The organism is Sulfuricella sp., from assembly GCA_041651995.1.
Taxonomy (GTDB): Bacteria; Pseudomonadota; Gammaproteobacteria; order Burkholderiales; family Sulfuricellaceae; genus Sulfurimicrobium.
This window is the reverse complement of sequence record JBAZID010000012.1, coordinates 54825-78259: the sequence shown is the minus strand read 5'-3', so window position 1 is coordinate 78259 and position 23435 is coordinate 54825. Positions and strand designations below refer to the sequence as shown.

Annotated in this window: 20 protein-coding genes and 1 pseudogene; 2 read left to right on the top strand and 19 right to left on the bottom strand. The window is 56.9% G+C overall.

The window, feature by feature from the left end; genetic code table 11:
* Positions 1-17: 17 nt before the first annotated feature.
* On the top strand, positions 18-1406 hold the full coding sequence (cls, locus tag WC392_13055) for a cardiolipin synthase (GenBank protein ID MFA5243291.1): 1389 nt from the start codon (positions 18-20) through the stop codon (positions 1404-1406).
* A gap of 394 nt (positions 1407-1800) precedes the next feature.
* Positions 1801-2538 (top strand): Crp/Fnr family transcriptional regulator, encoded by a 738-nt coding sequence (locus tag WC392_13050; GenBank protein ID MFA5243290.1) that lies wholly within the window; start codon positions 1801-1803, stop codon positions 2536-2538.
* Here the strand turns inward: WC392_13050 and WC392_13045 are convergent.
* The 19 genes and pseudogenes from WC392_13045 to WC392_12955 form a co-directional block, all read right to left on the bottom strand.
* A complete protein-coding gene (locus tag WC392_13045) occupies positions 2535-2867 on the bottom strand; it encodes a DUF883 family protein (protein MFA5243289.1) in 333 nt (110 codons plus the stop codon). The genes WC392_13050 and WC392_13045 overlap by 4 nt on opposite strands.
* A 77-nt stretch (positions 2868-2944) precedes the next feature.
* On the bottom strand, positions 2945-3160 hold the full coding sequence (locus WC392_13040) for a hypothetical protein (GenBank protein MFA5243288.1): 216 nt from the start codon (positions 3158-3160) through the stop codon (positions 2945-2947).
* Positions 3161-3280: 120 nt separating this feature from the next.
* Positions 3281-3427: a lmo0937 family membrane protein gene (locus WC392_13035; GenBank protein ID MFA5243287.1), complete on the bottom strand. Its 147-nt coding sequence runs from the start codon at positions 3425-3427 to the stop codon at positions 3281-3283.
* Between the two features lie 42 nt (positions 3428-3469).
* Positions 3470-3787, bottom strand: a complete 318-nt coding sequence (locus tag WC392_13030) for a BON domain-containing protein (protein ID MFA5243286.1) — start codon at positions 3785-3787, stop codon at positions 3470-3472.
* Complete coding sequence (locus WC392_13025; protein ID MFA5243285.1) at positions 3784-3993, bottom strand: hypothetical protein; 210 nt, start codon at positions 3991-3993, stop codon at positions 3784-3786. Before WC392_13025 ends, WC392_13030 begins: the two co-directional genes overlap by 4 nt.
* A gap of 2 nt (positions 3994-3995) precedes the next feature.
* Positions 3996-4154, bottom strand: a complete 159-nt coding sequence (locus WC392_13020; protein MFA5243284.1) for a DUF3309 family protein — start codon at positions 4152-4154, stop codon at positions 3996-3998.
* A 190-nt stretch (positions 4155-4344) separates the two neighbouring features.
* The gene (locus WC392_13015; GenBank protein ID MFA5243283.1) at positions 4345-4590 is read right to left on the bottom strand and encodes an OmpA family protein; all 246 of its coding nucleotides are present in this window, start codon (positions 4588-4590) and stop codon (positions 4345-4347) included.
* Between the two features lie 61 nt (positions 4591-4651).
* Positions 4652-5263, bottom strand: a complete 612-nt coding sequence (locus WC392_13010; GenBank protein ID MFA5243282.1) for a hypothetical protein — start codon at positions 5261-5263, stop codon at positions 4652-4654.
* Positions 5264-5337: 74 nt separating this feature from the next.
* Entirely contained in the window at positions 5338-5550 is a 213-nt protein-coding gene (locus tag WC392_13005) for a CsbD family protein (GenBank protein ID MFA5243281.1), read from the bottom strand.
* 198 nt (positions 5551-5748) lie between these two features.
* Positions 5749-6177 carry a hypothetical protein gene (locus tag WC392_13000; GenBank protein MFA5243280.1) on the bottom strand — a complete coding sequence of 143 codons (429 nt, stop codon included), beginning with the start codon at positions 6175-6177 and terminating at the stop codon, positions 5749-5751.
* A 234-nt stretch (positions 6178-6411) separates the two neighbouring features.
* Complete coding sequence (locus WC392_12995) at positions 6412-7266, bottom strand: response regulator (protein MFA5243279.1); 855 nt, start codon at positions 7264-7266, stop codon at positions 6412-6414.
* Positions 7267-7323: 57 nt separating this feature from the next.
* On the bottom strand, positions 7324-8274 hold the full coding sequence (locus WC392_12990) for a diguanylate cyclase (protein ID MFA5243278.1): 951 nt from the start codon (positions 8272-8274) through the stop codon (positions 7324-7326).
* On the bottom strand, positions 8274-10037 hold the full coding sequence (locus tag WC392_12985) for an ATP-binding protein (GenBank protein MFA5243277.1): 1764 nt from the start codon (positions 10035-10037) through the stop codon (positions 8274-8276). The genes WC392_12990 and WC392_12985 overlap by 1 nt, the downstream gene beginning before the upstream one ends.
* Positions 10038-10262: 225 nt before the next feature.
* Entirely contained in the window at positions 10263-11006 is a 744-nt protein-coding gene (locus WC392_12980) for a Crp/Fnr family transcriptional regulator (protein MFA5243276.1), read from the bottom strand.
* A gap of 119 nt (positions 11007-11125) precedes the next feature.
* Positions 11126-11281, bottom strand: coding sequence for a DUF3096 domain-containing protein (locus WC392_12975; GenBank protein ID MFA5243275.1), 156 nt, complete (start codon positions 11279-11281; stop codon positions 11126-11128).
* Between the two features lie 185 nt (positions 11282-11466).
* The gene (locus WC392_12970; protein MFA5243274.1) at positions 11467-20172 is read right to left on the bottom strand and encodes a glucoamylase family protein; all 8706 of its coding nucleotides are present in this window, start codon (positions 20170-20172) and stop codon (positions 11467-11469) included.
* A 402-nt stretch (positions 20173-20574) separates the two neighbouring features.
* Positions 20575-21762 (bottom strand): AI-2E family transporter, encoded by a 1188-nt coding sequence (locus WC392_12965; GenBank protein ID MFA5243273.1) that lies wholly within the window; start codon positions 21760-21762, stop codon positions 20575-20577.
* A 235-nt stretch (positions 21763-21997) separates the two neighbouring features.
* Positions 21998-22189: pseudogene (locus WC392_12960) on the bottom strand (YhjD/YihY/BrkB family envelope integrity protein).
* Between the two features lie 70 nt (positions 22190-22259).
* A complete protein-coding gene (locus WC392_12955) occupies positions 22260-23156 on the bottom strand; it encodes a hypothetical protein (protein MFA5243272.1) in 897 nt (298 codons plus the stop codon).
* Between the last annotated feature and the right edge of the window lie 279 nt (positions 23157-23435).

Here is a 23435-nt window from a genome sequence, read left to right as displayed (position 1 = left end):
AAAAGACACGAGTGCATATGAAGAAAATTGGGCATGCGAGTATCGAAAAACTTGCAGCCGCGCTTTGCCTGGCGCTTCTCGCAAGTTGCAGCTCAATACCCGCCATGGTGCCCGACATGGCGCTGCGGCCATCGCATCCGGTGCAGCTCGATGGCGCGCATGGCCCCTTGACTGCTCAGCAGAGCAAGGCAATTCTCGCCAGACTTGAACGCAATGGCGCAGACACCAATATCTTCGAAAAACATCTGGCACGGGAAGCAGAGATTGCCGGTAGCCCGCTGGTGGTGGGCAACAAGGTGGATTTGCTAATCGATGGCCCGGCAACTTATCAATCCATGTTCGCCGCGATAGAGAACGCGCAGGACCATGTCAACATGGAGACCTACATCATCGATGATGATGAGATCGGGCGGCGCTTTGCCGAGCTATTAATCAGCAAGCAACGCAGCGGTGTGCAGGTAAACTTCATATACGATAGCGTGGGAGCGATCAGCACACCTAAAGCGTTCTTCGAGCCATTGAAAGAAAGCGGTGTGAATATTCTGGAATTCAATCCGGTTAACCCGCTCATTACACGTAAAGGATGGGACGTAAACCGGCGTGATCACCGTAAATTATTGATCGTGGACGGGCAGGTCGCCTTTGTCGGCGGTATCAATATCAGCAGCGTATATTCCAGCGGGTCATTCGGCAGATTTAAATCAACCAAAGACAATCTACCATGGCGTGATACCCATTTACGCATGGCTGGGCCAGTTGTCAGCGAATTCCAGAAACTGTTCATGGCGACATGGAGCGAGCAAAAGGGCGAACCATTGGCGCCCAGGGACTATTTCCCTGAACCGGGTAGAAAAGGCAACGAGGTTGTGCGTGCCATCGGCAGTTCGCCCGAGGAGCCTTACAGCCAGATCTATGCAACCTTGCTCTCCGCCATCAATAGTGCGGAAACCCGGGTTTTTCTGACCAATGCCTATTTTGTCCCCGATCCGCAACTGCTTGCCGCATTGAAGGAGGCGGTTCAGCGTGGCGTGGACGTGAGGCTGTTGTTGCCCGAAAAAATAGATTCGTCACTGGTATATTACGCATCGCGTTCTTTTTACGATGAGTTGCTCAGCGCCGGCGTAAAAATCTACCAGCGGCAAGATGCATTGCTGCATGCCAAAACCGCGCTCATAGACGGTGTCTGGTCAACCGTAGGCTCAACCAATCTCGACTGGCGTAGTTTCGTCAACAACCAGGAAATCAATGCCGTCATGCTGGGGCAGGATTTCGGCGCACAAATGCAGACCCTGTTCGAGAAAGACCTGGCATCGTCCCAACCCGTTACGCTTGAAACGTGGAGAAAACGTTCAATCGGCGCCCGCATCAAGGAAAGGGCGGCGCGTTTGTGGGCACACTGGCTGTAAGCGCCTCTTCCCCCAGGCCGCCGGGCTAACCCTCCCCTTTCAAGGGGGATAATGCATGCCAGTCCTTTCTCAATTGCATGAATCCTGACCATTTTTTCAGCTAAAGCCGGTGATTTAAACCTTGTAATCGACAATAAAATCAACAGCTTGTAGGTCGGGCTTTAGCCCGGAATTTCGGGCTGAAGCCCGACCTACAAGTTGATGGATTATTTGGGTTAAACCTTAATGATGGAAAATTACGCGTTATGTTTGCCAGCGTACAGAACTAGCTAGCGCTTCAGCTTACGCTTGTCGAAGTGTTACCACCTCGAAGCGCCATGTCACTTCATGTCTGACGGCTAACGATGAGGTGCGCAGTTTTTTCCATTCATTCAAGAGAACTCAGGAGAGTCGAGTGCCCTCTGAGGAACATATCCCTGCGGAAAACAGTCTGCTTGCCGCGCTTTGTCGCAAAGATCGCCAACATTTGTTGTCTGGCTGTGAGCAAGTCGAGCTGGTTTTCGGCAATATTCTCTGCCAGCCAAATCAGATAATTCGCCACGTTTATTTCCCCACCGATAGCTATATTTCACTGATGACGCCAATCGACTGTCACAACAGCCTTGAGGTAGCCTTGGTCGGCAGTGAGGGCATGTTCGGCATTCCCATCATGCTCGGTGTGGCTGTTAGCTCACTGCATGCCGTGGTGCAGGGCTCAGGCAATGCATGGCGCATGGATGCAGAACGCTTCCACAGTGAACTGAAACACTGCGTTGCGCTGCAACAGGAGCTGAACCGTTACATCCATGTATTGATGATCCAACTGACGCAAACGGCTGCTTGCGCCCGCTTCCATGTAGTAGAAGAGCGTCTTGCCCGTTGGCTTCTGATGATGCAAGACCGGGCTCACTCAAATGCGTTTCATATCACCCATGAATTTCTTGCCCATATGCTGGGCGTGCGTCGCGTTGGTATTACCAAGGCAGCGGGTTCGCTGCAGAAGAAGAGGCTGATCAGCTATAGCCGGGGTGATGTCAGGATTAACGACAACGCTGGCCTGGAAGCCGCATCCTGCAGTTGTTACCGGGCCGACAAGGAAACGTACGAGCGCATCCTGAACCTATCAAAGCCCTGTCGGCCTGCTAACGACTAGCGGCGGCCGAGGAGCAGGCCGATTACCAGGCTGAAGCCTGCGGCGACGCCAATGGCTTTCCATGGATTTTCATGGACATAAACGTCGGTAGCCTTGGCTGCCGCTTTGGTTTTGACCAGCAATTCCGCCTGCGCCTCAGCCATCCTGGCTTTCACAACTCTGAGAGATTCCTCCGCCTTGGCACGCACTTCGGCCAGTTTCTCACCGCCCTGATCTGCCGTCGCTTTCAGCAGCGCTTCCGTATCGGCCAGCACTTCCTTGAAGTCGGCGACCACGTCGTCGGATAATTTTTCCATGCTTTTCTCGGTTGCTCGTTCTATCGTATTCATGGTGGACTCCTCTCGTTATGTTTTGCGCTTTAGCCATTAAAAACGGGAAAAACATGAAATTAATTGGCTCATTTTTTCTACTTCTCGCGCATTAAAAGCAGGAAAACCCCTGCCACGATCGCCCCTACCCCGGCCCAGATCGGGACATTTACTGTTTCCTTCTCCTGAACCGATAGCTCTATCGGGCCTATTTTGGCCTGATGTGTATCCTTGGTGTAGGTGAAACCGCCATAGGCCAATCCCAAGCCACCGGCCACGATCAGCGCGATTGCCAACATCTTGACTGCGTTCATAATATTTTCTCCACTAGAAGGGCACTTGTTTTGGCATCAAGGAAGCCGGGTAAAGCAGAAATCGCCAACAATCAACTCACCCTGCCCGGCCACCTCGCTGCATGGAAAAACCCGGGATCGTTACAAGCGTCGACCCTGGATGACGCGTAGCAAAATAATTATGATCGCGACGACCAGAAGAATGTGGATGAACCCGCCTATGGTGTAGGAGGAGACCAAGCCTAGCAACCAGAGGATAATCAAGATAACCGCAATAGTTCCAAGCATTTTCGCCACTCCCGATTAAACGTAATTAAATATGCGAATTTACTATTTACTCTTGACTCGCATGTCATTCTTGACGGAGGTCACGCCCTTGATGCTGCGTGTAATTTCGACCGCCTTGTTAATATCCGCTGCTGAATTGACGAATCCGCTCAACTGAACCACACCCTTGTAAGTTTCGACGTTAATTTCAGCAGATTTCAAAGTGGATTCCTGAAATACCGCGGCCTTTACCCTGGTCGTGATCACGCTATCGTCAATGTATTCGCCTGTGCTTTCCTGTTTGGACGTCGAGGCGCAACCCAGCAACGTCGCAAACATGACAGCCAGGATAAGGGTGGAAATGATTTTAAGTTGTTTCATGATGCTAATCTCCTTGTAGATAAAAGAGCCTGGGCTTGAGCCACGATTGTAAAATCCTGACTTCCCTGGCGTTTCAAACGACCCTGCCGCGCGAATTCATCAATTGCATCAAACCCTGCACGAGCTTCTTTAGATCGTTTAATGATGGTCCGCTTCTTTTCAATCCCGCTCTGTGCGATAGCGTACAGAGCGGGCAGTTTTTTCAAAATTACAATCGTCCCAGCACCAATAAAACAAGCAGGATGATCAATACCAGCCCGAGACCTCCGCTCGGACCATAACCCCACGACCTGCTGTGCGGCCAGGCAGGAAACGCCCCGACCAGCATCAGCAAAACAATGATCAATAAAATGGTTCCCAGTGACATTTCGTTCTCCTTGTATATCAACAAAAAACTGGCCTGGTCTTAATGCGTAGACCAGGATTTCCCTCTAACGGCCATGGCAACGGTGCAACCCAGAATGATGAAAATCGCCATGGCCGTTTCCCCCACCCCAACCCTCCCCCGCTTGCGGGAGAGGGGGACGAAGGCTCGCTGCGCGAGTTCACGCTAACGCCTAGCGTGGGACGATATTGCCGTTTTCGTCGGAAAGGATGATTTCCACGCGCCGATTCAATTGGCGACTGGCGGCAGTGTCGTTGCCGGCAACCGGAAACGCTTCACCATAACCACGCGTGGTGATGCGGTCACTGCTGGTTCCCATGTCAAGCAAAGCCACGCGCACGGCATTGGCACGCCGGTCTGAGAGCGCCTGATTGAAGCTGTCACCACCGGCATTGTCGGTGTAGCCCTCGATCATCACCTTGTGTTGCTGGTACCTCTGTGTCAAACAACTGGGCCAGGAAAATTCCTGGCCTGGTTGTTTATTTTCCGTAGTGCGTTTTTGCTTCGGTCATGCAAAGTTCCTTGGCGTCGCCCGCCAGTGCATCGCATTTTTCTTTCGCCACTTTATATTCTGCATCACGCTTGTCAGCCGCCGCGTCATGACGTGCTTCGCTGCCTTTTTCCGCAGCTTTCTGACGTGCCGAGGAAGTTTCCTCTTTGGCTGTCGCGTTTGCCTCCGAGGTTTTCAACTGTGTTTTGGCGTCGGCTTTGGCGCTTACCAAGGCGGCTTTCGCTTCTTTCACGCACACATCCTTGACGTTGCCAGCCTTGTCATCACACTTTTCATTAGCCACCGCGTATTCCGCTTTTGCCTTGGCAACACTGACTCCGTAGCTAGCTTTTTTAGAAGGCTTATAGGCCGCATCAAGCTCAGCTTTTGCGACACTTTCCTTGCCTTTCGCTTCGGCCACGCAAATATCCTTGGCGTTATCGGCCAATGAAGAACAAGCCGCCTTTGCGGACTTGTACTCGGCCTCGATGTTTTTCTCGGCAGCCTTGTATTCGCTCTTCGGCATGTTTTCCGCCATGGCATTAACGCCATATGCAAGACTGATTGCCAGTACGATCGAACTGATATTGATTTTATTCATGATGATGATTCCTTTGAGTTGCCCAACAGGGTGAAACGGTGGGTTGCGGCATATGCACCCACCCATGTATCGCTTTACTGAGGCTGATCTTTCTGACGCGCCTGCCAATCGGAAATCTGCTTCTCTGTTTCGTCCTTGGTGATGCCATATACCTCCTGAATCTTTCCAGAAAGCTGGTCGCGCTTGCCGGCAATCACATCCAGATGATCATCGGTGAGCTTGCCCCACTGCTCTTTGACATTGCCCTTCAATTGTTTCCAGTTTCCTTCGATACGATCCCAGTTCATTTTCGTCTCCTTAGCGTGAGTTGATTTTCGCGACTGGCGCCTATGCACGGATTTGCATTGCGGCATGGCAATTTTCCAGCCTCGATGGAAATCAATTTATCGCGAATGTCATGTCGCGTCTGTACGCTGGCGTACAAACAAAAAAACCCTGCCGAAGCAGGGTTTGTATGAGCCAGATCTGGTTGTTACGCCAATACCTTAATTACGGCCATGGCCGCGATCGTTGCCTTGGCGGTCATATTTTTGCTTGCCACGATTGTCATCCCTGCGTTCATCCCGGCGATCACGGTGCTGTTCGCGGTAACGCGGCGCATATTCGCGGTTATACCAGCTATCTTTCACAAAGTAGACCCGCTCGCCACAAGCATTGTATTTGCGGCAGTTCTTGCTCCAATTTTTGGCGTGACCAGGGGGCACGCGCAAATAGACCGGCGGGCGGTCCATCGGTACCCGCTGGATGACCCTCGGCTGACGATAGATCACTTGTGGCGGCGGGTAATCGCCGATGTCGAGCCGGCCATAGAAGCCGGGGTCGCCGATGCTGATCGAGACGCCCACATCGGCGGCAAGTGCCGGGGTGGTGACGGTGGCAGCGGCTAGCACCGCTGCAATCAGAAAACGTTTCATGTTGAATCTCCTGTTGTTAGTGATTCTTGATGGCGAGTTAACTTTAACCCAAATAATCCATTAAATCGTAGGTCGGGCTTCAGCCCGAAATTTCGGGCTAAAGCCCGACCTACAAGCTGTTGATTTCCAAGGAAAGCTGGCATTTGGTTGGAAGAGCAGGATGAACAAATGATCCGGGTTTCTCTAATTAATATCTGTTCGCTGTCGCACATAGGGCCGGGCTGAAAAAGGGGTCTAGCAGCCTGTCGGATGCGGTTCAAGTTTGACACCCATTGTTTCCGTCACGTCCTTGCCGATTCCGCGATAGCCGGTAAAGCGGCCGGAGGCATCGAACATCGGCTCCCCGCTCACCATAAAATATTGCAGCGAGCCGTCCGGATTGGTACGGCTGTAAACGAAATCCAGAAACGGCCGTCTGGCGGCCAGGTTCGCCTCCAGTATCTTGCGCTCGCCCTCATTCCAGCGCGCCCCCTGGTCATCCCCTGCTTCACCCAGCGCGTCGTCAACCTGGATTCCGAGCATTTCAAGCACCGGGCCAAAAATCCTGGTGAAATGCCCGTTTTCGTCCTGCTCCCAATACCAGTCGGATGACAGCTCGGTGAGACGGCGAAAACGCGCTTCACTTTCACGTAGTTCGGCGGTGCGTTCCAGCACCGTCTGTTCCAGTACCTTGTTGGAAATCTCGAGTTTTTTATACAATAGCCGCACTTCCAGCATGTTACGAATACGCGTCTGAACTTCGACCAGATCAAACGGTTTACTGACAAAATCTTTCGCGCCGGCGGCGAGCGCACGCAGCTTGTGATCGGGTTGGGCGGTGATCACGAGTACCGGAAGGTAGCCATCCGTTTCGATTTCATTCAGGCCTTTCATCACCTGAAAGCCATCCATGCCGGGCATCTGCAGGTCGAGCAGGATCAGGTCATAGCGGTTTTTGCGATGCAGTTCGCAGACGGCATAGGGGTCTATCGTCGTCGCAACGCAAGCATAGCCGGCATCGTGCAGTATTTCCTCCAGCAACTGCACGTTGGCCTCCTGATCGTCAACGATCAAAATGCTGGCGTTAAAAATTTCATGTTCGCTAATCATCGTATTTATCCGTTTTTTTTATTTGCACTGAGATTCAGCCCCATGGGGGAGGTTACGTCAACAACTCGCCTTGCCAACAGGCCGCTCTGCGATGCGATAATCACCCTTGCCGGTGCGCTTGGCCTCATACAAGGCCAGGTCAGCGCTCTTCATCAGCGTCTCCACCTCCTCGCCATGCGCGGGATAAATGCTGATACCGACGCTGGCCGTCATGCTCATGTCGCGGCCTTGAATGCGATAGGGTTGTGACACGGCCTGAATCACTTTTGACGCCAGATCGGCCACATCCTCGGCATGACTTAATTCCCACAACGCAATCACAAATTCGTCGCCACCCAGGCGCGCCACCGTGTCCTCTTGCCGCACCGCGGCCACCAGGCGAGCGGCGGCCAGGCTCAGCAGCGCATCGCCCGCATCGTGGCCCAGGGTGTCGTTGATCTCCTTGAACCCGTCCAGATCCAGATACATCACCGCCATGATGCGTTTGTTCCTGCGCGCATGGGCGATGGACAACGAAAGCCGGTCAATCAACAGCCGTCTGTTCGGCAACCCCGTCAGCGGGTCATGCAGCGCCAGGGTTTCCATCTCACGGCTGTAATCCTCGAGTTGCTTGTACAGCAAGCGCACTTCCAGCATGTTGTGAATGCGCGTCCTGGCTTCCATCATGTCAAAGGGTTTGCTGATGAAATCCTTCGCGCCGGCGGTCAGCGCCCGCAGCTTGTGGCCCGGCTGGGCCGTAATCACGAGGATCGGAAGGTAGCCGTCGATTTCAATTTCCTTCAGGCCCTCCATCACCTGGAAACCATCCATGCCGGGCATCTGCAGATCGAGCAGAATCAGGTCGTAGTGGTTGTCGCGGTGCAACGCGTAGACGGCATGCGGATCGATCGTCGTCGTAATGCACCGATAGCCGGCTTCACGCAACATTTGTTCCAGCAACCGCACATTGGCTTCCTGATCGTCCACGATCAGAATGCGGGCATTATGAAAATCGGTAGCACTGACCATCACAGGGATTCCGAGGTAATTGTTCCGTCTGACTCTGTTTCCACAAGCTCCAGCGCCCTATCCAGCGCCTCCGTGAATTCGTTGACCTTGATCGGCTTGGTAAGATAGCGGAAGAACCCTGCTTCCAGGCCTCTGTCGATATCGCGTGGCATGGCATTGGCACTGATGGCAAGCACCGGGATGTTCGCCGTTAACGGATCTTCGCGCAGGATTTTCAGCGCCTGGTAACCGCTGATGCCAGGCAGATTGATGTCCATCAGGATCACGTCCGGGAGATGGGCACGTGCAAGCGCGATGCCGAGATTGCCATCGTGCGCGCTCAGCATGTGCATATGTGGGCAGCCCGCAATGATCTGTTCGACCAGCATCAGGTTGGCCGGATTATCTTCCACATAGAGCAGGGTGCGCCGCGCCGCGCTTTGCTGGGTATTTCCCTGGGCTTGCGGTGCAAGTTCAGCGGGCATTGTGCTTCCAGCGGCAAGGTGGGGCGTAACGTCCCGGATCAGCTCGATCCAGAATTCGCTGCCCACGCCGACGGTGCTTTCCACGCCGATGGCGCCTCCCATCTGTTCGACCAGCCGCTTGGTGACCACCAGACCGATGCCCGTCCCTTCCTCGGAGCCGGACTCTTGCCCGAGACGATTGAACGGCTGGAATAGCTGCGCCAGCTTTTTGGGGGCCAATCCCTCACCGCTGTCTATGACACTGATGCGGATACGTTCCGGGGTGCTCGCGGTGCACTCCACCGCTACCGTTCCATGCTCGCGGTTGTATTTGATCGCATTGGAGAGCAGGTTGATCACAACCTGCTTGACCCGGGTTCGGTCGGCATGGGCAAACCAGCTGTGATCGCAAGGGGAAAAGCTTAACTGGATGCCGTGTTGTTGCGCCTGCGGTTCGATCATGGCCTGGCATTCGCGCAGGACCTCGATCAGCGACACCGGTTCTCGCGACAGCGATAGCCTGCCGGACTCGATCACCGCGAGATCGAGGATTTCGTTGATCAGTTCCAGCAGATACCATCCCGCCTTGGTAATCTGGTGCAGCCTGATAATCTGGGTGGGCGTGGGTGGCGGTGAACCCGCCTCCAGCAACTGGGCAAAGCCGAGGATGGCATTGAGCGGGGTGCGCAGTTCATGGCTCATGCTGGAAAGGAAATCCGATTTGGCAAGGTTGGCTTTTTCCGCCACGAATTTGGCGCTCTCCAGCTCGACGTTTTTATTTTGCAGCGCCTCAAGGAGCTGCGCCCGCTCGGCTTCCACCCGCTTGCGCGCGGTATTATCAGTGCCAATCAACAGGTAGCCGATGATTTTGCCTTGAGCATCGCGTAGCGCCGTGACCGACACCACCGCTGGAAAGCGGCTGCCATCCTTGCGGACGTAAGTCAGCTCGTAGATGTCCTCGATGCCGCGTGAGGCTTTGAACACCAAGGCCTCGAAGCCCAGCGCAATCGGGGTTTCCAGCTCGATGCTGAGCGCTTGCGCGCGCGCGATCAATTCCTGCGGATCGGAAATGTCGGCCGGGGTGATCTTGTTCAGGACATCGGCTGCCGAGTAGCCCAGCATGCGCTCGGCGCCGACGTTGAAGATCTGGATAACGCCCTTCTCGTCGGTAGCGATACTCGAAAAGTTGGCGCTGTTCAGAATCGCGTTCTGCAAGGCCCCGGTTTTAAGCAAGGCCTCCTGGCGCCGGACCTCGGTGATGCCCTTCGCCGCCCCAGCTGCGGGGTTGGCAATAGCGGCATCACGGATTTTTTTGGACATGGTTTATCTCTGTTAAATAAAGCCCGGCAAGGTGGGTATATGTGCCCGCCCTGCCAAGCTCATCCTGCGCCAAAAAAGCATGCGTTTGCTTGCAGTCACCAGGGGGCAAGTCCGTGGACGAATTTGAGCAGTCATGTTTCATCATAGCGATAAAACCTGCCGCGCTCCGTGCGTTATCGCACACAGCAGGGCAAATTTATGCAAAGCATCAAGCAGTGCCAGGGATTAACCACTGGCTGAGGAAAATTCCTGGCGATTACGCACATCGCACAGCAAGCGATCGAATTCGTTTTTGACCACCGCATAGCATTCGCACACGCGGGTTTCTAATCCCGATCGATCAATTACGGTGATGTGACCCCGGCGGTAACTGATCAAACCCGCGCGCTGCAGATTCCCGGCGGTTTCCGTGATGCCTTCGCGGCGCACGCCGAGCATGCTGGCAATCAGTTCCTGTGTCATGGTCAATTCGTTCGAGGGCAAGCGATCAAGGGTCAGCAACAGCCAGCGACACAGCTGCTGCTCCACCGAATGATGCCGGTTGCAGACCGCAGTTTGGGATATCTGGGTAATCAATGCCTGGGTGTAACGCAGCATCAAACGCATCATCGGCCCGGCGCGATTGAATTCCTCCTTCAGCAAGCGCGCCTTCAGCCGGTAGCCGTGGCCCGCGGTCTGCACGATGGCCCGGCTGGGCGTGGTGTTGCCGCCCATGAAAAGTGAAATACCGAGCACACCCTCGTTGCCTACCCCCGCGATTTCGGATGATGCGCCGTTCTCCATCACGTAGTGCAGGGAAACGATGGCAGTGGCCGGGAAATAGGCGTGCTGCAACTGGCCGCCGGATTCGTAAAGAACTTCGCCCAGCGGCATCGCGACCAACTCCAGATAAGGCGCGATGCGCTCGAATTCAGCCGTGGGCAGGGCAGCGAGAAGATGGTTTTGGTTGGGGCTGTGCGGGGTATCCATGTGCGGTCTCTGAATGGCCGTCCAAATGGGCATGACCATGCATGCAGCATACACGTTTTGCACCCTTGGCGTGTTACCGCTCATGGCGCGCTCCCCATGCCCGGAATCGGCTCCCGCCATCACCGTATATGCAAACCGCTCCCGCCGAACAACCCGATCAAGCCGATAATAATCAAATAAATCGCGACGATGTAATTGAGCAGACGCGGCACAAGCAGAATGAGAATGCCGGCAAGCAGTGAAACCAGCGGGGCGAGGCTTAAAGTCATGTTCATGTTTATCTCCTTGGATTATCCTAAAAACCTCAGTTCGACAACCACGGAGGGCACGGAGAGCACAGAGAAAGGCAGTTTGAGGAAATTTATGGCCTCACCCAACGGGTGATTGCCAAATATCATGCTATCTATTGTTTTTACTCCGTGTTCTCCGTGAACTCCGTGGTTAACTGCTTTTTCTAGGATTATTGAAGCGCGATTATTCTCACTTCGACCGCGTGATCCTGGCGGTCGTCGAGCAGCGGAATGAGTTTGCCGGGGTGTTCGACGCCGTCCACCGTCACGCCGACCGCCTGTTCCGAATGCTCGCCGACAAGCTTGACAGTGATGTGATAGAAGGTCTCACGATAACGATAATGGATTTTGTACGACTCCCAGTGGGCCGGGATGCACGGTGCAATGCGCAGGTGGTCCACTTCCAGTTGCAGGCCCAGCAGCGTTTCCACGCTCAGCCGGTACATCCAGCCCGCTGCCCCGGTGTACCAGGTCCAGCCCCCCCGGCCTGTGTGGGGCGGCGTAGCGTAAATATCCGCGCTCATGACGTAAGGCTCGACCTTGTAGCGTTCGATCTCCGCAGGCGTGCTGCCGTGATTGACGGGGTTGAGCATGGCGAACAATTCCCACGCCCGTTCCCGCTCACCCATCATGGCAAACGCCATCGTGGACCAGATCGCGGCATGGGTGTATTGGCCGCCGTTCTCGCGCACGCCGGGCACGTAGCCCTTGATGTAACCGGGTTCAAGGCCGGATTTATCGAAAGGCGGGTCGAGCAGCTGGATCAGCTGTGTGTCGCGCCGCACCAGGCGCTGGTCCACCGCCGCCATGGCCTGGCGGGCTCGTATGGGATCGCCGCCGCCCGAAATGACCGCCCAGCTCTGGCTGATCGAATCGATCTGGCATTCGTCATTGCTGGACGAGCCTAACGGTGTGCCATCGTCAAAATAGGCGCGCCGGTACCAGGCGCCGTCCCAGGCATGGGTCTCGATGTTGTTGCGCAGCAGGGCAGCCTGCGCGCCGCAGGATTCGGCGAAGGCCGCATCGCCCCGGCCACGCGCCAGCCCGGCAAACAGTTCAAGATTCTCGTACAGGAACCAGGCCAGCCAGACGCTCTCGCCCTTGCCGTCACGGCCGACGAGATTCATGCCATCGTTCCAGTCGCCACAACCCATCAGCGGCAACTGATGTGCGCCGAAGCGCAAGCCATGCTTGATGGCACGCACGCAATGCTCATACAGGCTTGCTGCTTCAGTCGAACGTTGCGGCTGGTCGTAGTAAGCCTCCTCTTCTGGATTCAATTCGCGACCATCGAGGAAATGCACTGACTCGTCCAGAACACCCGTGTCGCCGGTCGCCTGCACATAACGGCAGGTGGCATATGCCAGCCACAGATAGTCATCCGAGAAATGAGTGCGCACCCCTTGCCCGTTGGGCGGATGCCACCAGTGCTGCACGTCGCCCTGAAGGAACTGGCGTTCGGCGCAACGGATCAACTGCTCGCGGGCAAGCCAGGGTGTCGCATGGAGCAGCGCCATGGTGTCCTGCAATTGGTCGCGAAAGCCGTAGGCGCCGCCGGACTGGTAATACCCGCTACGGCCCCACAACCTGCTGGATAGCGTCTGGTACATCAGCCAGCCGTTGGTCAGCACGTTCAGCGCGGGGTCCGGCGTTTCCACGTGCACCGCGCCCAAGGTATGGTTCCAGTATCCCCACACCGCCTCCAATGCCTGCCGCGCGCGAATCGGCCCACAGAAGCGCTGGATGAAATGTTGTGCTTCGTCGCTGTCGCGCGCTGCACCAAACACGAACACGATCTCGCTCTCCTGCCCTTCGGCCAGTTTGATCTGGGTCTGGATCGCGGCGCACGGATCGAAACCCGCACCGGTCCGGTTCGATAGATGCTTGCGCTGCATCGCCGCCGGACTGGACAGCGAGCCGTTGCGGCCAATGAACTCGGTGCGGCTTCCTGTCACCGTACGCCCCGTCCCACCTGAATGAGCATCGCTGACTTGCGCAAAAACCACCCGATTGGCGCATTCCCGGCCATAAGCATTGCGGGCAAACAGTGCCCCGCTGCCGGCATCCGTTTCGGTCACAATGTGCATCAGATTGGCATGTCGCCACTCACCGAGCACCAGTTCCCAATATCCGGTCAGCGTCAATCGGCGCGTGCGCTTCGAATGGTTGTGCAGCTTGACCACCACGAATTTCACCGCTGCGTCCATCGCGACGTAGGTAAAGAGTTCCGAGGCAATACCGGCTTCGTAATGCTCAAACACGCTGTAGCCGAAGCCGTGCCGGCATACATAGCCGGATTTTCCACGGGCCGGCAGCGGTGCCGGCGACCAGAATGCGCCCGTTTCCTCATCACGAATGTAGAACGCCTCACCACTACTGTCGGAGAGCGGATCATTGTGCCAGGTGGTCAGACGGAATTCGTGCGCGTTTCCCACCCAGGTGTAGGCACTCCCACCCTCGCTGACGACCGTGCCGATGTGCGGGCTGGCGATAACATTGGCCCACGGCGCCGGCGTATTCTGCCCTGGCTCAAGGGTGATGACATATTCGTGCCCATCGGGCGTGAAGCCCCCCAGTCCGTTGCAGAAGATGCGTTCGCGCTCGGGTAGCGGATGGATACGCTCAACCGCCGCTTGCAGCACGGGTTCGAAACGGTCGGACACACGCTCTGCCGACAGGCGGCGTTCCACCTGCTCGATCAGGGTTTCGGCCGTGTCGGTGAACACGATGCGGGCGACGGTCTGGAACAAAACCCGTTCATCCCCGGACAGTTCTTCGGCGCGCAACACGAAGACCCCGCCCGGTTTGCCGATAATTTGCGCATCGGGACCTGCGTTGATCAGCCCCATGATCAGGTCATGCAGAACCGCGCGATAGCCGGAGAAATCCTCGTTGATGATCACCAGCTCCGCAGCCAAACCTTTCATGCGCCAGTAGGCATGGGCTTGCAGCACCTGTTTGATCAGGTCGATGCGGTTCAGGTCGCCGATTCGTATCAGGACGATCGGCAGGTCGCCCGAGATGCTGAAGCGCCACAGTCCCGGCTGACCCAACTGGTTGCGGGCAATAACGCTGGGCGCAGCGCGGCGCAGCGCACTGCTGTAAACGACGGAGCTGGCCAGGCGGCCAAAGACCTGCGCATCGGCTTCGCTTGCGTTGAGGTGGCGCAACACCTCCTGACTGTGGAACCAGGCCATTTCAAAGGCACGCTCGACAAAGTGCCGGTCGCAATATTTCTCGATCAAAGCCAAAGCGCCTTCGCGCGTGTCCGCGATACCGGAAATGATCTGCACCGTCGCCGATTCATCGGGTGTCAGGGTAAGGGTGCGGCGAATCGCAACGATGGGATCGAGCACCGAACCATCGGTATTCGACAATCCCGGCGGGCTGTCTCTGCTGTCCAGCACCACCGGGTTGGCCGCCGTTCGCCCCCGGCCGATGAAGCGGGCACGATCAGTCTCATAAGATGACTCGCCGGCAACCGCTCCTGGTGTGGTCAACAGGTGAAATCCCCACGGCACCTTCTCCCCCTGTGTACGCGGGCGCCGCGTACAGAGGATCGCCTGCTGCCCGGGCAGGATTTCGGTTTGCACGAACAGGTTGCTGAAAGCGCGATGGGCAAGGTCGGCATTCAACGGCGCCAACACGACCTCGGCGTAACTCGTCACCTCGATATGCCGGGGCCGGGACGACAGGTTGGTGAGGGTGACGCGGCGGATCACAACGTCGTCTTCAGGTGAAACGCTGATCTCGGTGTGCGTTTCGATCGCCTGGTCGCGCCGCCGGTATTCGGCGCGCGCCTGCACGAAGATCGCCTCGTAGTGATCGGCCTGGCGCAGGGTCGGCTGATGCGTGCTTGACCAATATCGTCCGGTGTCGCGATCGCGCAGGTAAATGAACGTTCCCCAGCTGTCTGAGGTGGCGTCCTCGCGCCAGCGGTTGGCGGCCAGGCCGCGCCAGTTGCTGTAATTTCCGCCGGCATGGCTCACCATGACGTGGCACCTGCCGTTGGACAACAGGTGAACTTCTGGTATCGGGGTGTTCGGGTCGGTGAACACGCGCATGATCGTGCCTGCCTCTGCCTCTGGCGGACGCGCGGTGGCGCTCACTTCAGCCGCGTGCGGGTGCAGGGTGGCGCCTTTCTTCGGCACGCGCTCCTGCAGCAACAATTCTGTGGCGCGCACCAGCGGGTCTGACATGAAGCGGCGCTGCATCGGCCGGTCGAGCAATACATGCTCGAAAGCCAACAGGCTCATGCCTTGATGATGCGCCATGAAGTTACGCACGATGGCGTGACGCTTGCCGCGCGGCACACGCGATGGCGTGTAATCGACCGCCTCGTAGAAGCCGTAGGCGCCGAGGAAACCCTGCTCCGCCAGCGTCTGCAGGTTGCGGCACGCGGCCTGCGGCATCACCATCAGCGCCAGTGCGCTGGCGTATGGCGCGATGACCAGGTCGTCGCCCAGACCGCGCTTGAAACCCAGGCCGGGCACGCCGAAGGCCCGGTATTGATAGACCTGGGCAGCATCGGTGGCGTTATAGCAGGACTCGGAAATACCCCAAGGCACGGCGCGTTGACGGCCATACTCGATCTGGCGCGACACGGCGGCCTTGCAGGTCTGCTCCAGCAGGGTGTTGTCGAAACTGGGCATGATCAGTTGCGGCATGAGGTACTCGAACATCGAGCCGCTCCACGAAATCAGGCTTACCTCGCCGCCATGACTGGTCAGCAGGCGGCCGAGCGAGAACCAGTGTTTCTGCGGAACCTGGCCCTGCGCGATGAGCAGGAAACTGGCCAGGCGCGCTTCCGATGCCAGCAGGTCGTAGCATGACGGATCGCGGCGCCGTTCGCCCACGTCGTAGCCGATGCTCAGCAAGCCACACGAGGTATCGTAGAGAAATTCAAAGTCCATCGCCGCCAGTTTGCGGCAACGCTCCAGCAAGGCGTCGATGACGCCGAGCCGCTCCACTGCACGCGTGCTGGCCAATTCTGTCAGTGTCGGGATGTTGCTGAATTGTCGCGGTGCGGGTACTAAAAATCCCAGGTCGTCACGCAGAGCGCGGGATTGCTGGTCGAATGCCTGCGCCCAGTAATAGAGTTCGCCATCGATATCAATATCTGCGGGCAGCCACTTGACCAGCCCCTCGCCAGTACGGTGAATCTCATCCAGCAAGCTATCGGCGGCAGCCAGTGCCGGTGGCTGACCATTCGATATCAGTGAATGTAGTGTGTCCTGCAGAAACCTGATCTGCTTCGCAAGATCCGGCGCAGGTGAAGCAGGCAGATGTTCGACAAATACCTGCAAGGTGTCCTGCAGCCCCTGGAATGCGTTTGATGACAGCACCGGCTGGTCTTTCAGTTCGGCCAGCCCGGCTTGCAGGGTGAGCAGGCTGCCAGCCAGGTTGCCGCTATCCACCGATGAGACGTATCGCGGGTGCAGGGCTTGCAGCGTGCGCGTGTCATACCAGTTGTAAAAATGGCCGCGGTAGCGTTCCAGCTTTTCCATCGTGGCCAGGGTATTCTCGACCAGCCGGAGGAACTCTCCAGCGGGAATGTAACCGAAATCGTACGCCGCCAGGTCCGCCAGCAGCGACATGCCGATGTTGGTGGGCGAGGTGCGCGCGGCAATGGCCGGAGCCGGGTATTCCTGGAAGTTGTCGGGTGGCAGCCAGTTGTCCAGTGGACCGACGAACTCAGCGAAGAAACGCCACGTCCGCCGGGCTGAAGCTCGCAGGAACAGCCGTTGCTCAATGCTCAAATCCGGTATGGGGGACACCAGCGGCAGGCTGATCCACCAGCCGACGACAGGCGACACCAGCCAGAGCAACAAGACGGGCAAGCAGTAGAGCAAATCTGCTCCTTCCAATGCAAGGCTCAACATCAGCGCCACAACCGGCGCGATCCACATCTCCCTGAAAAAATCAGCCAGCGTGCGGCGCGCGTTGCGTGTTGCGTAGGATGGCAGTTGCCAGAGCAGCAAGCCATGTCGCGTGAACAGCATGCGCACGCCCGAACGCAGGATCGCACCCAGGCAAATCAGGGTGTCGTAGGGCAAAAACACCAGGTTCAGCAGGGCGAGCACCAGCGGGCGGGCTGCCGATTTACTGGTCAGGCTCAGGTGTATCAGCCATTCACGTTCTTCAGGCTTGCGGATCAGCCCGATCACGGTAGACAGCAAGGTAGACAGGAGCACAACAGCCAATGCCAGCAGGGTCCAGAACCACGCTGGCCCCGGGCCAAACAGCCAACCACCGGCCAGCAAGGCAAGCAAGGCCGGCGGCACGAGGCTGCGTCGAAGGTTGTCGAAAATCTTCCACTGCGACAAGGCGGTGAGCGGGTTAGCTTGCCGTTGCGTTTTCGATCCATCTGGCTTGCTTGGTCCTGGCTGCGCGCTTGATTCTGGCTGCGCGACTGGCCCGGACACGCGCGGCAGCAGCCAGCCGGCAAGCTGCCAGTCGCCGCGTATCCAGCGGTGGCGCCGGCTGGCCTCCAGTGCGTAACTGGCCGGGTGCTCCTCAATGAGGTCGACATCGCTCACCAGCGCCGAACGCGCATAGCCACTTTCCAGCAGGTCGTGACTGAGAATCAGGTTCTCCGGAAAACGCCCATCGACAGCCTGACGAAAGGCGTCGACATCGTAGATGCCCTTGCCGATGAACGACCCCTCGCCGAAAATATCCTGATAAACATCTGATATTTCGCGCGTGTAGGGATCGATGCCGGACTCACCCGCGAACAGTTTGGTAAAGCGTGACTGGCCGGCACTGGTCAGGCTGATCGAAGCACGTGGCTGCAGGATCGCGTAGCCTTCGACAATGCGCCCCTTCTGGGGATCGTAGACCGGGCGATTGAGCGGATGAGCGAGGTTACCTATCAGCGTGCGTGCCGCATCGCGCGGCAGTTGCGTGTCGGTATCCAGGGTGATGATGTACTTGATCGAAGCGAGGATGGCGGCATCGCCAACAATATCCGAAAACGAGGTTTGCGCCTCCCCCCTGAGCCGGGCATTGAACTGCTCCAGCTTGCCGCGCTTGCGCTCATAGCCCATCCACACCCGTTCGTATGGATTCCACACCCGGGGGCGGTGAAACAGGTAGAAGATGCACGGCCGGTCGTCGCGATAGGTCTCGTTGAGCGCCAGGACAGCGGCGCGCGCGTGGTCGAGCAGGGCGTCATCGCCTGGCATGGTTTCCTCCGGCGCATCGCGGAAATCCGTCAGCAAGGCAAAGAACAGATTGGGATCGCGGTTACCGAGATAGCGTATTTCCAGCGCTTCGAGCAGGTCATCGACATCTTGCGGCTGGCCCAGCAAGGTGGGGACAATCACCATGGTGCGGTGAACATCGGGAATGCCATGCGAAAAGTCCAGGCGTGGCAACACGCGCGGCGGCATGACGAGCGTGACCAGCAAGTTCACCAGCGCCACGGCCAGCGCCGATGCAGTGATCATGCTGGTGAGCGCAAAAAACCAGTAGCGCCAACCACCTGGATCCAGGCCACCGAAAGATGAAAGCACGAGCGATGCCGCCACTGCGGTGAGCAACAGGATGGGGCTGAGATAAAGGAACAGGCGAAAATTCCGGCTCGCCAGGCTGGCCCGCAATTTCCACGAAAAACGACAGCCGACCGCACGCTCCAGCATTTGCCGTCCATGATCGATCAGGTAGTAGCCGACATGCGCGCTACGGTCGCTGGCACCCAGGCGTTCTGCGGCTGCCCGCGCCAGCGCAATGGCCGAGCGAGCCACCACTAACTCGTTGCGCGAACAGCCCCGCGCCACGTCTTCGATGACATGCCGGTAGCGGTCGCGGGTGGAGAAGTCCTGGGCGGCGTGCATCCCCGCCGGGTCTTCACACAAGGTCTGTTCAACGGCACTGAGCGACTCGACGTAATTCCGCCAGTCCATTGCGCCGATGAATCGCAGGCTACCGATACTGTTTGCGATGGATATCTGGTTAGTCGCCGCCGTTCGGCTGGCAGCCTCCGACAAGGCTGTAGCAGTCACCCCATCTGCAAGCAATTTTTGCTCGACCCAGGTTTGGACGAAAACCATGGCCGGCCCCTGATCCTGGAGCCTGGCGTAAAACTCTTCCACAAACGGCGCGGTCAGCGGCACATCTGCATTGGCGAACTCGGCCAGCAAATGGATCAGCTGTTTCGGCTCCTTTTCAGCCGTCGCGAGCATGCGGTCCGCCCAGATGATGGCCGTGTCACGCTCCTCGCGCCGTCGCGCAATGCGCAAGGCGACGCGACGCAGGTTTTCCAGCAGCGCCAACTGCAGCATGATCGGAAATGCCCACAATTCCCCCAGCTTTAAGGGCTCAATGCTCTGGTAGGCGGCAATGAACTGGGTGGCGTTGTCGCTGTCGACACGCCCGTCCATGTGAGAAACCAACTCCAACGCCAAGTCATAGATGCGGGGGAATCCGGCTGACAGGCCATCAGCCAATTGCGGCAATTGCCGGCTGTAGTTACGTGGGAGAAGGCGGCGCGCCAGGCCGATCTGCTGCTCGATGAGATAGAAATTATCCAGCAACCAGGATTCTGCCGGCACCAACCGTTGTCCCGGCGTGGTTGCGGCTGTCACCACGTCATACGCTGCCAGCAGTACGCGCGCATTGTCCGCCAGTCGTGGCAGCAACTTGTCCGGCCCAGAGCGCAGACCGACTCTGTGCTGGCCGGCCAGCGTTACCGCGTGACGCTTCAGTTGCTCGATGCTGAACAACTCAGCGCGCAGCAACTCGGTATCCCGGTCGTTACGCGGTGTATTCCTTGTGAGCGCCGAAAATCCGAACTCCTTGATGGCTATGACATTCTCCTCTCGTTCGAACTTGGCGTAATCAACGCAACACTTCGCCTCTCCCGGTTTTTTCATAACCCCGGGTTAAAGCCAATACTGTTAACTTAATGGGGCCACATGTAGGTTGGGTTAGCGGCTTTATCGCGTAACCCAACAGACCCAATCCTCCCTTTTAAAAACCGGTTTTGAATATTTGGGTTTGTTGGGTTACGGCGCTAAAAGCCGCGCCTCTTGTACTCGGGCGCTTTAGCCGGGTGAACCCAACCTACTTGCTCCCAGCTTGCCGATACCTGTTTAAATCCGACGCGCCCTGTCATGAACCCATCGTTACCTTCTCTTTCTTGGTCTTCTTCGCTGCCTTTTTTTCTTTTGGCGTCAGAAGCGGTTGCTTCTTTTCCAACTTGTTGCTTTTTTGTTCTTTACCCATGATTTTCACTCCTGATAGTTAATTACAACTCACTGAATACATGAATATTTCTATTCACCAAGCAACTCTGCCACCGGCTGCATTTGCTCTACATGCTGGGACACCACTTTCACAATAACGATGATCGGGATACCGAGCAGCATGCCCCAAATGCCCCACAGCCATGCCCAGAACAGCAGCGAGACAAATACCGCCGCTGCGTTCATCCTGGCGATTTTCCCGGTCATCCAGGTAGTCACAAAAGTACCGACGAGCGTGGCAATCGCCAATGATGCTCCTGCAACCAAAAGTGCCATCAAAAACGAATCGAACTGCATGAAAGCCGCCATCCCGGTCGCGGCTGCAGTGAATATCGGGCCGACGTAAGGAATGACATGCAGCATGCCCGCAGCGACGGCCCATGCGCCCGCATTTTCCAGTCCGATCAAGTTGAAAGCGATCCAGCTGAGCAAGCCCAAAAGTAGATTGGTCACCAACAGCATGAACATATATTTCTGGATGGAATGGTTGATGTCATTAAGGATGGTGATGGTGATTTTTTTGCGCGACAAGGTCGGCCCTGTGAGCCGCACCAGCTTGCGCTTGAAAGTGTCCCCCCCCGCCAGAAGAAAGAAGGCCAGAAAAATCACCATGACCGCCTGGCCAATAAATCCCAAGGCCCCCATGGAGCCGGCCCACATGAAATCGCCCAGCTTGAACCCCGGCGTGTCGATGACGACGTGGGTAGTACGTGGCTTGCGGCCCGGCGGAATTCCGTCCATCTGGCTGGCCGCCTTTTCCATTTCGCCCACTGCGCTTTGCATCTTCCGCAGACTGCCGCCCGGGTCATTGCGCATGCTGGCGATCTCCTCGGAGAGCCTGCTTGCCGCTTCGGGCAACTGCGCGATTATGGTCAGCATCTGCCCACGCAACGAGTAGGCACCCGACACGAGTGCGCACACCACGGCCAGCATCACCATGCTGCTGGCCAACACGCGCGGCATTCTTATCCGTTCCAACCCTGCAACCAGTGGATTCAGGGTGTAAGCCAAAAAAATCCCCAACAGCAAGGGGACAAAAAGCGCCTGCATCCAGTCCAGCGCAAACACCAGGGCGACAGTCGCCAGTATGCCAAGCGCCAGGCCGCGCGCATCCACAGGAACGTGAACGATGCCAGGATGGGCAGCATCCGCTACCTGTTCTGAAATGTCTTGATTGCCAGCCAGGGCTTCCGCTGCAGGTGCTGCGATTACTGACATCGGAGGGGCCTCCCGTGGCGGTGTTTATGGTCCATTAAACGCGTGAGTGTCATCCGGCCCCAAATCCGGGCTGATGAGCGAAGAAACGCGGCATGGTAGGAATAATGGACGTTAGAGCGGGCAATGTCTGTGCGGTACCGTACATAATGCCCACCTGCTGCCGAGCCTGCCGTGCAGTGAAAAACACACTCAACTCTCGGCCGCGCGGCGCTCCATGTCCTCGGCGCGTCGCCGCTCATGCTGCATGGCTGCCGAACCACAGCGCATAGTGCCGTGTGAATTCCGCCCCAAGGAAGAAAATCTGTGCCGAGTAGTACACCCATAGCAGCAACGCGATCAGCGATCCGGCGGCGCCGAAGCTTGATGCCACGCCGCTGTTGCCCAGATACAGGCCAATCACATACTTCCCCAGGCTGAACAACCCCGCAGCGGAACTGCCCATAACCCCATGCGTAGTGTACGGTGTCGCACATAGCACGAACAAAGCGCAGTGAGCGTCAGTACATAGTCTGCTGACGTAAATACTCGGCATGTTTCATCTCGAGGTAGGCACTACGATCCATCTCGTGCAACTGGCGCGAATAGCGTTCGGACGCTGTAAACCAGCTCTGCAAACGTTTTTCGAGTTGCACCGCCGGCGCCGCACGGGCTGCGCCTAAAAAGCTATCAATCGCGAGGTAGTAACGCATCGTGTTGCGTTCCATCAGGCCCCGCACTCCGCCGATATAGGCAGGCTTGCCATCGGCCCGCTTGCCGGTCACGGTAAATCCTATCTTGCTTCTGCCGACAGTCCCAAGATACGTCTTCATGGCCAGCCGCCCGGGAAAATTCATCGAGTAAGAGTACGTCAGATGCAGAAACGTTTTGGTGTTTTTGAGCGCCATTGCTTCCAGCGTGATATGGAAGTCGCTGGTGCCCAGCGGCCCGTCCTTGGCATTGAGCATGATGGCAAAATATTCTGGGGTCGCCGTAGCTACGCTGTAATTGAATTCGACGCGCGCCGCATCAGCCAGTTCTTCTGGCGTCTTTTTGCCGACATTGATTACCAGGATAGTGCCTGATGGCCCCGCCACCGCATGGCAATATTTGGTATTGATGTGCAGGATCATCACGTCGCACCAATGTTCCGGATTATTCAGGCCAGCGCTTACTGCTTCAAATGGGTAGTCGACGATCGCGTAGATATCGCCCTTCAAGCTGTTTTGTGTTTCAGCAGAGCCGAGTACCAGCGGCCGCTTGAATTGATTCAGCCGCAGTTGCTCCCCCAGAGACACGTATTTTGCGCGCAGACTTGCAGCAGGGTACGATTCCACCAGCGCGGCATTCGCCACACTCGTGGCGCCGATCAAAAGGAGAAATTTCAACAAGTTTAAACAGACAAATTTATTCATCATTACTCCGTTACAGCCAATATTCGAGCCTGCGGGCGGCCCACTCCTTGATCCGGTCACTCAAACCCGGCCGTCAAATTCACAAGCGGCGCCCTCGCCGCGATTGGCCGGTTATATCCTGAATCGGCCCGGGGCGGGCCTCCTACATCCCCGGGTATTTACGGGCCGGGTTAATAGTTAAGCGGTCAACAGAAGTTTCCAGGTTAAACCCAGATTATCCGTTATAGATTTTATATGAATGGAATCAACGGCTTGCAGCTTGGTCTGAGCAGCCTTATCGCA